The organism is Vibrio sp. D420a (assembly GCF_030248625.1).
GTDB classification, from domain to species: Bacteria; Pseudomonadota; Gammaproteobacteria; order Enterobacterales; family Vibrionaceae; genus Vibrio; species Vibrio fortis_A.
Genome location: NZ_JAHGAN010000008.1, coordinates 14666 through 27546, shown reverse-complemented (window position 1 = coordinate 27546; position 12881 = coordinate 14666). Strand labels below are relative to the sequence as shown.

The following is a 12881-nucleotide window of genomic DNA, read 5'->3' as shown; positions in this document are numbered from 1 at the left end:
GTTTCCTAGCAGTTAGGTTCAGCCATAGCAACGACGACTTTGCGAGTTCCTGTGAAGCGAGAACGCGCGTGTGCGACTAACATGTTATCGAGCATTAAGATATCGCCAGATTCCCAAGGAAACTTCACCGTACAATCATCTAAAACACTTCGAATTTCATCTAGAACCGAATCCTCTATGGCAGTGCCGTCACCGTAGTACACATTGCGTGGTAGGTCTTTTTCATCAACAACGGAAAGAAGCGTTTCTCTTATGTGGGGCTCTAAGTTAGATACATGGAACAAGTGGGCTTGATTGAACCAAACCATTTCACCCGTTACTGGATGTTTAGCAACGGCTTGACAAATTTGACTCGTTCGCAATTCACCATCTTCTTTCCATTCAAAATCGATTTGATTTTGTAGGCAGAACTTTTCAACCTCCTTTGGATTGTCTGTTCCAAACACTTTCTCCCATGGCAGGTCTAGACCATTTCCATAGTTGCGAACATATTTAAGCTTCTTCCGTTCAAAGCGTTCGCGAATTGTAGGGGAAATCTTGTTAAAAACTTGTCTGCTATCAGCTATTGGCGTCTCACCTTCCGTTTCTGCTGGCGTAATACAGTGAAACCAGATCTTCATTGGCCAATTGAGCGTATATGCTTGCTCATTGTGTAATGGAATTGTCTGATGAGCTGGATACTCTGTCGTGGTGTACACACCTTCACCAAGATCGGTTCTTGGGGTTGATCCGAACTCATAACTAAGTAGAGGAAAACCGAAGGAACGCGCAAACTCTTGGAAAGGCTCCTCTCCAATTAAATCGAACCCTCTAAATAAAACACCCCCGGTGGTACGTAATTGTTCTTCAGCTATGGCATGTGCTTCTTGGATACAGTCAGAGAGGCTCACACCGTTGTCAGCTGTAACGACTTGGGGCAAAAAAGAATCAGATAATAATGGTTTGATATTTAAAAACTTTGGGCTAGTCACTACTGAAGTCTCACTAAATGAAATAAATATAAATACAAATGATAATGATTATTGATATTACTACTAGGAGTGTTATTATTTTATAAATTAATCAGACAATCAAGTAACATAAGTATTTAAAATGAAACAACAAAGCATTCTCTTTAACGTCGTCATAAACATTGAAGAGCAGTACTCCATCTGGCCAACCTACAAAGCAATCCCAAGCGGTTGGAAAGAAGTGGGTTTCCAAGGCGACAAGGAAAGCTGCTTACAATTCATTCAAGAAAACTGGACCGATATGCGTCCAGCCTCTCTCAAGCAATTTCAACAAGCTCTCTAACCACACTTAAAAAGAAGTATTTACAGGAAGTATTATGTTCAAAACTAAATTGGCTACTGCTGTTCAAACAGCAGTACAGCCTCGTTGTTTGACTCTAGCCCTTTTAGCTTCAACACCAGTTTTCGCTGCAACGGAAGTAAATCAAAGCTCAAACGATGAAGCGCAAGAAGTAATTCAGGTAATCGGCGTTAAGCAAAGCCTGACAACAAACGTTGCGCAATCGACTATGCGCTCCGAAGCAGATTTATCGACCGTTCCTCGATCTGTTCAAGTAATCAATACTGAAGTTATTGAACAACAAGATATTCAGAGCTTAAGTGATGCTCTTTATAACGTCAGTAACGTCGCAGAACACAACAACTACGGTGGCACACGAGATCAATTCAAAATTCGTAGTTTCGATGCGAATGTCTACGAAGACGGAACGCGTGTTTACGGACTAGCACAAGATAAAGCTGTGATAGATGATTTGGAATTCATTGAAGTAGTTAAAGGGCCAGAATCAGTACTTTACGGCAACATGAGTCCGGGTGGTCTCGTTAATTTAATTACGAAACGGCCGCAAGCAGTTGCCAACCACCAAGTTAAAGCAACTCTAGATGAACACGGAAAGCAAAAGTTCAGTATAGATTTAACTGGCCCCGCAAATGAAGATGGAACAATTCTTTATCGTCTTGTTGGTGTGTTTGATGACTCAGAAGGATGGCGCGACCATTCGGAAAGTAAACAGACGTTTATTGCACCTAGTGTTACGTGGCTAGCAACGGAAGATACGGCCATTACTTTTGCCTACAAATACAACAAAGAAGAAATGCCATTCGATCGTGGAACTTTAGCTGTTCGCAATGCTAGTAATACAGGGTGGGAGTTTCTAGATATTGATGAAAGACGCCTAGGTTCTGCGTTTTCTAACCAAGAACGTGAAACCCACAAATATTCGTTAGAGTTAGAGCACGCTATTAATTATAACTGGACGACTCGCTTTAAAGCCCGATACCAGGACCGCACATACAAAGGCGATCGCGTTCATTTCTACGCGTCGTCCGCTGCTGCTCAGACAACGATGGGCCCAGTTACTTTTTACAATGAAGATGGACCAAACCACGCTTTTGATGGCACGATAACTCGTTACATTGCAGGTAGTAATGAGTCAAGTGAAACCACTCTATACTCATGGGAGAATGTCTTTGATTTGGAGACTGGGGATTTCGGTCACCGTATCATTGCAGGTACAGACTATACATCTTATGAATCCAAAACCAAGACTATGGCTTCTTCATCATGGAGTGACCCAGACTTAGTCGCTTATTCAGCTTTCGTTCAAGGCACTACAAACCCTAATAGCGGTGTTTACAATTATTATAGCGATAATACTTCTACTGCAACGCACCCGAATGACATGTATAACGTGAATACCGATACTTTTGAATTGAAAGAGTACAGCGTATTCTTACAAGACCTTATTGAGTATCATGATTGGAACTTTGTATTAGGTGCTCGTTACGACATCTTCGACGCCGAGTCTTCAAGAACTTGGGATCCGACTCTACAACAAGGCGCGGCTGGACTAGGTGTAACGCTTCAGAACTCTAACTCCGATAGCCCGAAAGAGAAAAACCTAAGCTTGCAAGCAGGTGCGCTTTACGCGTTAAATGATCAAGTATCATTATTTGGTAACTTCACTGATTCATACCTACCAAACCAAAAATACGACACAGTCAAAAACGAGTGGGTAGACTCTCAACGAGGCACTCAGTATGAGTTTGGTGCGAAAACATCATTATTAGATTCTCGACTCAACTTAACAGCAGCTATCTTCCATATTGATCTAGATAATGTAGCTTACCAAGGTAACGTTTCAGGAAGCTATGACGTATATGAACAGCGAAGTCAAGGCTTTGAAATTGATGGCGATTTCGCCATTACTAGAAAACTAATGGCGCTATTTGCTTACGGCTACAACGATGTTGAATTCGTAAATGCACCATCTTCAGTGCACAAGCCTGTGAACGTACCCGAACATAATGCGAGCTTGTGGTTATCTTACCAAGCAACTCAAGAATGGGGTCTAGGAAGCGGAGCTCGTTACGTGGGTGATCGCGCAGGCAACCGTCGTCAAGCATATGACTACACACTACCTGCTTACACACTGTTTGATGTAGCTGCATGGTATACGCCTGACTTTGCGAATCAAGATCTTCGCTTACAATTAAACGTCAAAAACGTATTTGACGAAGAGTATTACACAGCAGGATCTGACTCAACACAAAACGCCGTGTACCTAGGCTCTCCGAGAACAGTCTCTTTAACCGCAGCATACAACTTCTAATTATGTTTGTTTAAAAAGCTGAGGGGTACAAGATGTACCCCTCTTCTATGTTGTAAGGATAGATATGTTGACACTTTATTGCTTCCCTTCTTCAGGAAGTGCCGCAAGCATGTACCATGCATGGATACAGCCATTACGCCTACACAATATCAATGTAGTTGCCCTAGAATACCCTGGCAGAGGAAGTCGATTTGGCGAACCGTTCGTCAATAGTATTCAAGCACTATGCGAAGACCTGTGTTCACAAATTGAAGAGCATTTATCAAAGAGCAGTGTATTTGCTTTCTTTGGACACAGCCTCGGTGGCCTAGTTAGTTTTGAATGTACTAGGGTAATTTTCAAGAAACACCACCGCCTACCTACCCATCTATTCGTATCTTCACGTCACTCTCCCAACAACAAAGTTGCGTCTTCGCTTTCAAACTCCTCAAGTGATTCCGAGCTCACAGCAACATTGACCAAAATAGGTGGGCTTCCAATAGATATTTTAGCGAACAGCGAGCTTATGGAATTGTTACTACCCATCATCAGATCAGATCTAAATCTGAATGAGCAGTACGAAAATGTTGACCCTACGAAAATAGCTGTACCGATCACTGCGATCTACGGTGATATAGATCCAGTGGTAGACAGAGACAAAATCCGCCAATGGAGAGAGTTCACCCAATCAGATTTCAAGTTACTTGAAATGCGAGGAGACCACTTTTATTTTCACTCAGACTTGAAGCAACTCTTGCCTTCATTAATTTCTGTATTTGAAAATAGTTCTAACTTACTCTGACTTGCCAAGTGTAATGAATCAACTTTTATAGCGTTGTTCCAAGCAACACTACATACACCCCAATCAAACTTATATGTTTGAAGCCCAAATTCTTGGTTGTTCCAAAGTATTGAACACCTCTCTTTCACCAGACACTCACTACAATCAAGCTCTTTGAGATTATCCACCAACCCAGAGCCAACAGCTTTTAATAGGGACTCTTTTGCCGTCCATAAGCAATAGAAACTTTTATGCTTATCAACCTTCAGTTCGACTCTTGCTAATTCATTAGGGTGACAGATTAGTTGAATCAACTCGTCCAAATCTTCAATTTTTTGGTAGCATTCAACATCTATACCGATTTGTAATTCACTTTGCCCCACAGCAGTCACCATTGCGACTGCTTCTTTACTATGACTCAAGTTAAATGAAATTGGTGCTGTTAAAAAGGGCTTACACTCTGGCGATTTGGTAATCACCCAATCACTTGGGAAAATATCTGGATATTCTAAACTCAGTACATGTCTTTTAAAGTTATGAGCGAATACATAACGGCGCCTATCTAATTCATAACGAAAAGATAAAGAGTGAGCTCGCTCCGCGTCATTTAAGCTAAATGGGATCGAAAACGAACTCGGTGTAACGTAGATTGCTAGATCCATATTAAGAACACATCACTTTAAACCTTCTACTCCGAACAAAATTTCTATTTTTCAAAAAGCTCGGAAGGTGGGACACCAAGCCCTTGCCATTCGAAACAGTACTTTGCAGGAGACTGACGTTTTATCTTCTTCACAAATTCGGGTAACGGCGTGCCCACTGCAATAGCACCAACAATTTGGTCATCCGTCTTCATTCCAAAAAGAGGTTTCACTTGTTCGTTCGCTAAGAACGTATACCACAGGCCGCCGTATCCCATTAGATGAAGTCCACTCATGATATTCTGTGCGGCAGCTGCTGCTGACAACTGTTGATCCCATATGGTCACTTTCTTATGGTTGGGGTCAACGTTAGTCATTACCAAAATCATCATTGGCAGGTTACTAATATACTCTGCCGATCGCTTGCCATCTTCACTAACTTGCCCATCAGGAGACTGCCGTTTGTATAGCTCTAATGCCATCTCCCCGGCTTTTTTCATATTTTCACCACGAGCAACCACGAACTTCCATGGCTTTATATTTCCATGATCAGGGGTTGTCATTACAAGATCGAAAAGTTGCTTCAACTCCTGATCAGAGGGACCTGGATAAGTCAATTTTGAAAAACTGTAGGAACGTCTATCAAGCAGTGGCTCTAATGGATTCATTTTCATTTCCTTCTAAACTTATAAATTCATTCTGTTGTGTTGTTAGCCAAGCGTCTGAAGACTCGTAACCGATTTGCTCCCCACTTGATAAAGTTAGAACCCTGTGACATAACGCTTCTATTAACGTTAAATCGTGAGTAATCAATATAAAGCTAACTTGGTGTTTGTCTTGGATCGACTTAAGAAGATGGATCATTCTTCGCCGATTTTTTTGATCGAGTGCTGTAGTGGGCTCATCTAAAATCAAAAGCTTCGGTTGCAAAATCAATGCTCGGGCTATCATCACCCGTTGTCTTTGACCACCAGAGAGTTGATGAGGATAACGTGTTAGAAAAGCGATAGGTAAGTCGACCTCTCGCATAACCTTTTCTATTCGAGAAGCCAAGCCGATTGTTTTCTGTTGCGCAATACAACCTTCTTCAAGCGTCTGCTCGATAGTCATTCTCGGATTCAAACTCGACGAGGTGTCTTGAAATACAAACTGCATTTTGTGGCGGAATGCTCTTAAATCTCTTCGACCGGCTTTTAGCCACTCCAACCCATCAAAATCGACGGTACCTCGGCTTGAGATTAACCTAAGCAAACTCTTAGCAAGAGTAGATTTCCCCGAGCCGCTTTTTCCAATTACACCGATACTTTCTCCCCTATTAAGAGAAAAAGATACATCGCGTAACAGAGAGTGAGGTGACTGCCACCACCAAGTGGCTTTGAGCTCGGTATTCAAATGATCGACGCTTAACAAGGGCTCTGAACTTGCAGGTAAAGGTTTGGTAAATTCAATTGGTCGCATTAATGAACGGGTATAATCATGCGTAGGTGACGAAAATAATTTACGAGCTGGCTGCTTTTCGACAATAGCACCTTCCTTCAAGACGGCCACCGTATCTGCAAATCGCTCAACCATATTTAGATCATGAGAGATCAAAACGATAGCCATTCGGGTACGTTGTTGAATACGCCTTATCAAACTCAAGATTTGATCACGCACTGACGGATCAAGCGCAGTCGAAGGTTCATCTGCTACAAGTAACTTTGGTTTATTCGCAATCGCAATGGCGATCAATAACCTTTGTCTTTGTCCGCCCGATAATTGATGAGGGTAACGACTGGATAGAGAAGCTGGTAATCCCACTTGTTCCAACAGAGAGACAATACTTTTTTCTATTGTCTTGCTTGTTTGGAATTGTGTTGCGCTATGAATTAACAAGGTACGTTTTAAATGCCAGTACACACTTTTTACTGGGTTTAGCGCAGACAATGGCTCCTGTGATACGAAACCAATCTCTTTACCCCGGATGTTTAACCAATCTTTCTCGGAAAACAGTCGAGTATTTTTACCATCAACCATTACCTCTCCTTCGACTAAACTCCCTTGAGGCTCGATTCCAAGCAACAGCTTAGAAAGCAATGTCTTGCCTGCTCCGCTTTCACCGACAATAGCGAGAGTTTCACCAGCCTGTACATCAAAACTCACGTTACTTAGAAGAAGAGATTTGTCGACAAGTAAGCGGACATTCTTAACGTTGAGCATGGTGATGCTCCTTAAATGGACTCAACCACTCCTGTACGGCTTCGCCAACTAATACAACAAGCGTAATAACAAATAATATTGCACCACACCCTGTCATTCCCAGCCAAGGAGCATGAAGGTTATTCTTACCCTGTGCTATTAACTCGCCCAATGATGGATAGCCGACTGGTAATCCAAAACCCAAAAAGTCGAGAGTAATCAAGGAGCCTAACGATCCTGCAAAGATAAAAGGTAAAGTACTTAACGTTGTGATCAGCGCATTAGGAAGCACATGTCGCCACATGATTCGAAAATCGGACACTCCAGCAATAAGTGCAGATTGAACGTACTCTAACTGACGTGTTTTGAGTACTTCGGCACGAATTAATTGAGCAAGGTAATGCCAACCAAAGAGAGCAAGAACCAGAGTTAATGTCACAAAGCCGGGGTTAAGTATACTTGCGACTATCATGACAACGAACATAACCGGAATAGCACCCCATATTTCAGTAAGACGTTGACCGATCAAATCAACCCATCCACCTAGATACCCCTGAACGGTACCAGTAACAAGAGCTATCACTGAGATGGCCGATGTTAAAACTAATGCAAAAGCCAAACTGATTCTCAAACCATAAATTAAGCGGGCGAAAACATCTCTTCCTTGATCATCAAGCCCTAGCCAATTTTGTTTTGAAGGCGGTGACGGGTAAGTTAAATCATAGTTAATCGTATCGTAGTGATAACGGACGAGTGGCCAAGTTACCCAACCCGACTGTTCTATCATATTAAGTACATATGGATCTTTATAATCCGCTTCTGATTCAAAATCTCCTCCAAAAGCAGTTTCAGGATAGCTCTTGAAAATTGGCACAAACCACTCACCATCGTAATGGACGAGGATCGGTTTATCGTTTACGACGCCCTCAGCAAACAAACAAATAAAAGTCAAAAGTATCAAAACCAATGCCGCACACTTACCGCGAAAAATCACACTATTCTTTTTACAATGAACAATTGATTTATCTGTAACTTGTGCAGCAGCCAAAGGCTTATTCTTCGAATCATTCATCCTGACACCTCAGAAAATGAGACCCTTGGATCGACCAAGCGGTAAAGGAGGTCACCAATTAAATTTAATATCAAACCTAATATTGTATAGACGTATAAAATACCCAACACGACAGGGTAATCGCGTTCAAGCAGTGCTTCGAACCCCAAAAGGGCGATGCCATCTAAAGAAAATACGATTTCAACCAGCAAGGTTCCTCCTATAAACACCGATAACAGATCGGACGGCAACCTAGCAACGATAACTAACAAAGTGTTCGGTAACACATGATGAATCACAGCGCGTGACTTACTTTCACCCATACAGATCGCCGTATCTACATATTGCTCGGACATTTGGTCGAGTATGGAGTTTTTCGTCAACACAGTTAAAGACGCCAATCCGCTTGCGACACACGCAAGTACTGGAAGAGCTAAATGCCAGAAATAATCTAGTATCTGCCCAGTCAAACTCAATTCATTATGATTAGATGAAACAAGTCCACGAAGCGGAAACCAGTTAAAAACGCCTCCTCCAGCAAAAAGCATCAGGAATATAATGGCAATAATGAAAGTAGGGACCGCATAAGCCAGTAGCAAAACAAAACTGGAAAATGAATCAAATACACTGCCCTGTCGACTTGCCTTAGCAACTCCTAGAGGTACAGCGATCAAGTAAGTAATAAATAATGTCCACCCACCCAATGACAAAGAAACCGTTAATTTATCTAAGATGAGTTCGCTAACAGGTAAACCATTAAAATAACTATTGCCCAGTTCAAAAAACATATAGCGTGAAACGGTGTCTTTATAGCGTTCCGATAAAGGCTTATCGAATCCATACTCCTTAGCAATTTTTTCTTGTAGCTGCTGATCTATAACATTATCCGATTGAGCACTTTCTACGCTATCAAACAGATCAACAGCTGAATTATCTACTCCTTGTAGCTTGGCTAATGCCGATTCGACTGGACCGCCAGGGAGCCACTGAAGCAATAAAAAATTCAAAGATATAACGACAAAAAGCGTAGGCACTAATAATAAGAGCCTACGGAGCACATACAAACCTAGCATAGTTATTCTTTACGACTATCCCACCAAAATTCGACTTCATAGCCATACTTAGGAGCTTGCGCTGGCTTCTGGATATAACTCTGATAGGCAACTAATTGAAAATTGCGGGCCCACAGTGGTAAATAATAATAGTTCCACTTCAACACTCTATCGAGTGCACGACCGTATGCTTGAGTTTCAGCATACGAGTGGGCATGAACAAGACCTTCTACAAGTTTATCCACCACAGGGTTACTGATACCCGTAATATTGTAACTTGCTGATACGTTAGCAAACTCAGATTTGAGTGATGAGCGCAATTCTGTATTAGGCGGAATTCGAACCTTATATTGAATCGGCGTCATATCAAATTGCCTTTGCAATAACAGTTTGAAGTACTCAGTGCCCGTTTTCACTATCACATTAGACTCGATACCTAGCCTCTTTAGGCTTTGAATGTAACCACCTATAGCGGGCTTCATAGAAGGAGAAGGCAGTAAAAATTGAATAGTCATTGCTTCACCAGACTGACCATTAATAAGTCGACCATCTTGCATAACCCAACCAGCTTCCTTCAGCAGTAGCTGTGCCTTCCTTAGATTCTGGCGGTTCCGTCCTGAGCCATCAGATTCGGGCAATGAAAATGAATCATTAATTACAGACTTTGGTACAGAGTCAGCGAACTGCTCTAAGATCTCGAGTTCATCTTTATTCGGCGTTCCATAAGATGCTAAAAAACTATTATTAAATAAACTCTTAGCTCTAATATATTGATGGTCAAAAGCTTTCGCGTTTAACCATTCAAAATCAAACGCATAAACTAAAGCTTCTCGTGTTCTAATATCTTTAAACTTGTCTAAACGAAGATTAAATGCCATTGCGGTAACAAAAGAAGGCGCCTCATAATTGATCTTATCTTTGACCACATTACCAGCATCGAATTCTGCTCCTTGATATAACTTGTTCCAACGTAAGATATCGGTTTCAGCGATATAATTTACTTGGTCAGACTTAAGAGCTTGTACTGCAGCCGTCCTATCACGGTAATACTCGACCTTAATTTTCTTAAAATTGTACTTACCTTTATTGACGGCAATGTCTTTACCCCAATAGTCATCTCTCAATTCGTAAGTAATGTTACGTCCCGGCTCTACTGAAGCTACTTTATAGGGGCCTGAACCAACAGGTATATCTAAGGAAGGCTTTGTGAAGTCATGATTTTCCCATACATGTTTTGGTAAGACCGGAAGGTTGCCCGAATTCAAAACCTGGAGCTTGCTACCTTCTTCACCAAAATCAAGCTTAACTGTATGCGAGTCGATAACTGAAACTGATTTAATCGCTTTAAATCGTGATTTGATATTACTTAACCCATGTTTTTGATAAAGATTGATTGAGTAAGCAACATCTTCAGCATCAACAGAGTGTCCGTCACTAAACTTAGCTTCTTTTCGCATGTGGTAAGTCACAGATGAATAATCATCTTCAATGACCATTTTTTCAGCTAACCATCCATAACGCACCTTAGCTTCATCTTTATCATGACCGCGTACAGTCAAGCGATCATAGATCCAGAACAATCCTCGCGGCTTTTTGCCAAGATCAATGAACTGATGTAATGAATCGAAGCTACCAATCTCCACCATAGCAAGTTCGCCTTGCTTAGGTGCATTTGGATTAGCATATTCAAAATGCTCAAAACCCAGCGGATATTTAGGTTCATCATACAGACTAATGGCGTGTGTTGTGTTATTCGCCACTGCAGGTTGCACCATTACCAACGACAACGCCAGACTAAAAATAGTCACCCGATAAGAATAATTTGGTTTAATCATTAATAAGTCACTTCCATTCGAGGTTGTTGATGATGTTCTTTATCTACGATCGATATGTTCCCAGCATCAACTCGATACACTTTATCCGCTAAATGGAAATAATGATCATCGTGTGTAATTGCAATTACCGTTTTGCCATGAGCTTGCAACTCTGGTAAAAGCTCTGTGTAAAATACACGCCTAAACGTCGGATCTTGGTCAGCTGCCCATTCATCAAGAATAATCAAGCTTCGCCCCTCTAGATATGCTAGTAGTAACGCCAAGCGTTTCCGTTGCCCTTGTGAAAGTTGTGTGGTACTAAGTTGACTTTCTTCAACCGAAACTTTGTCACGTAACGCCAGTTTGGTGAGGTAGCTCTCGACGAGCTTTCTATCAGGTCGTTTACCTTCCTCATTAATTAGATTTTTAAACAAATAGAAATCAGCAAAGACCACTGAAAAATGATTTCGATACCAATCGATATTATGTTGCTCGATACGTCGTCCCGAGAACACAATAGATCCTCTATGTGGTTGGTACAAACCTGTGATCAGTTTGGCGCATGTAGATTTGCCACAACCATTTCCACCGACCCAAAAAATAAGCTCCCCTTGCTTAATTGTTAAATCGATCGGTCCAACGGAAAAACCAGGCTCTCCGTTTTCTGTTGAATAATCATATTCAACGCCTTTTAAAGTCAATTGCTCCCAGTTTTTAAGCTGTGGGTCTAGTTGTATATTATTTTCGCGTTCTTCAGAAAGCGCTAAAGAGCGAACTTTGGCGTAAGCGACTGCACCTTGAATTAGAGCTGGTAAAGATCCAACAAAACCAGCTAAAGGTGAGCGTAAGAATAAAATCGCGAGCGCATAGCCAGTTACTTGCTCTGAGGTTCCAATTGAGAACTTAACGTGCATCAAAACAACAACTGCAATAACGAGCAAAACCGAAGTATTGACCCAACTTCCATTCAATACGTTCATGCGATCCGCTTTAGTGTCTAACACTCTAGAATGCTCAGCTGTGGGCTCCAACTGCTCTCGATAAAAAGACGAACGTCGTTCATAACTTAACTTAAGCTCATTTCTTCCACTCAACATTGCCTCGTAAGTACCATACAAGGTGTCATCATTTTCTCGAACTTTTCTTTTGTATTCGCGGGATACCAACATTAGCTTGCGCCCCAAGAAAACAGATACGATGGTCATTGCAATTGTCGCGGCAAAAAATGGAATCGATAGCCAAAACAGATAACTATATGTAAAGACAATGACCGAGATACCAAACACCACGAAAGGCAAGCTGTTAAATGCTTGACTAATTGCAGTAATATCCTTGGTGAGAGTAGCAAGTATTTTAGGCTGCCCAAGTTGTTCAACCCGTTCAACTGAAGTATTCATGAGTCGACGACTAATACTTAACCTAAGCTCATATACAACTTTATGTCCTAGTGCTGTGATCATAGATTGAGATAAAAAACTCAACCCAAACAAAAACAGGATCAGGACGAAAAAAATTGAGACTGGAAACTCGCCACCACGGCTCAATTGACTGATAGCTTCATTGATAAAAGCAATAACGGAAACACCAGCCACCGCACTCAAACCACTAAGTAAGATCGCGAAAAAAAACTGACGCTGACTGCCTTTCAATAACGATAGGATTAATTTCATGGGTAGATAACACTGCTAAGAGGCTTTATTTCTCTAACTAAGCCTTCTCTATGACTAATATTTATAAAATGAATCGCAATGATAACACTTATC

At 41.4% G+C, this 12881-nt stretch carries 11 protein-coding genes; 3 read left to right on the top strand and 8 right to left on the bottom strand.

Going from position 1 to position 12881, the window contains the following annotated elements; all coding sequences use genetic code 11:
* Positions 1 to 5: 5 nt before the first annotated feature.
* Positions 6 to 920, bottom strand: coding sequence for a TauD/TfdA family dioxygenase (locus KI743_RS08160; RefSeq protein ID WP_285465901.1), 915 nt, complete (start codon positions 918 to 920; stop codon positions 6 to 8).
* A 172-nt stretch (positions 921 to 1092) separates the two neighbouring features.
* Here KI743_RS08160 and KI743_RS08155 point away from each other — a divergent pair, with 172 nt between their 5' ends.
* The 3 genes from KI743_RS08155 to KI743_RS24635 all read left to right on the top strand — a co-directional run bounded on the left by KI743_RS08155 (position 1093) and on the right by KI743_RS24635 (position 4403).
* Positions 1093 to 1293, top strand: a complete 201-nt coding sequence (locus tag KI743_RS08155) for an MbtH family NRPS accessory protein (protein WP_150897557.1) — start codon at positions 1093 to 1095, stop codon at positions 1291 to 1293.
* 34 nt (positions 1294 to 1327) lie between these two features.
* Entirely contained in the window at positions 1328 to 3622 is a 2295-nt protein-coding gene (locus KI743_RS08150) for a TonB-dependent siderophore receptor (RefSeq protein WP_285465900.1), read from the top strand.
* 64 nt (positions 3623 to 3686) lie between these two features.
* Positions 3687 to 4403 (top strand): thioesterase II family protein, encoded by a 717-nt coding sequence (locus KI743_RS24635; RefSeq protein WP_373417824.1) that lies wholly within the window; start codon positions 3687 to 3689, stop codon positions 4401 to 4403.
* On the opposite strand, the gene KI743_RS08145 is transcribed toward KI743_RS24635, so the two are convergent.
* From KI743_RS08145 to KI743_RS08115, 7 genes are read right to left on the bottom strand one after another with little or no spacing between them, the layout of a single operon-like run.
* Positions 4334 to 5044, bottom strand: coding sequence for a 4'-phosphopantetheinyl transferase superfamily protein (locus KI743_RS08145; RefSeq protein WP_285465899.1), 711 nt, complete (start codon positions 5042 to 5044; stop codon positions 4334 to 4336). The genes KI743_RS24635 and KI743_RS08145 overlap by 70 nt on opposite strands.
* Positions 5045 to 5088: 44 nt before the next feature.
* Complete coding sequence (locus KI743_RS08140; RefSeq protein ID WP_285465898.1) at positions 5089 to 5691, bottom strand: nitroreductase; 603 nt, start codon at positions 5689 to 5691, stop codon at positions 5089 to 5091.
* Entirely contained in the window at positions 5666 to 7222 is a 1557-nt protein-coding gene (locus tag KI743_RS08135) for an ABC transporter ATP-binding protein (RefSeq protein ID WP_285465897.1), read from the bottom strand. The genes KI743_RS08140 and KI743_RS08135 overlap by 26 nt, the downstream gene beginning before the upstream one ends.
* Positions 7209 to 8273, bottom strand: coding sequence for an ABC transporter permease (locus KI743_RS08130; RefSeq protein WP_285465896.1), 1065 nt, complete (start codon positions 8271 to 8273; stop codon positions 7209 to 7211). Before KI743_RS08130 ends, KI743_RS08135 begins: the two co-directional genes overlap by 14 nt.
* Positions 8270 to 9325 (bottom strand): ABC transporter permease subunit, encoded by a 1056-nt coding sequence (locus KI743_RS08125; RefSeq protein ID WP_285465895.1) that lies wholly within the window; start codon positions 9323 to 9325, stop codon positions 8270 to 8272. Before KI743_RS08125 ends, KI743_RS08130 begins: the two co-directional genes overlap by 4 nt.
* 2 nt (positions 9326 to 9327) lie before the next feature.
* Positions 9328 to 11139 carry an extracellular solute-binding protein gene (locus tag KI743_RS08120; RefSeq protein ID WP_285465894.1) on the bottom strand — a complete coding sequence of 604 codons (1812 nt, stop codon included), beginning with the start codon at positions 11137 to 11139 and terminating at the stop codon, positions 9328 to 9330.
* On the bottom strand, positions 11139 to 12788 hold the full coding sequence (locus KI743_RS08115) for a cyclic peptide export ABC transporter (protein WP_285465893.1): 1650 nt from the start codon (positions 12786 to 12788) through the stop codon (positions 11139 to 11141). Before KI743_RS08115 ends, KI743_RS08120 begins: the two co-directional genes overlap by 1 nt.
* Positions 12789 to 12881: the final 93 nt, after the last annotated feature.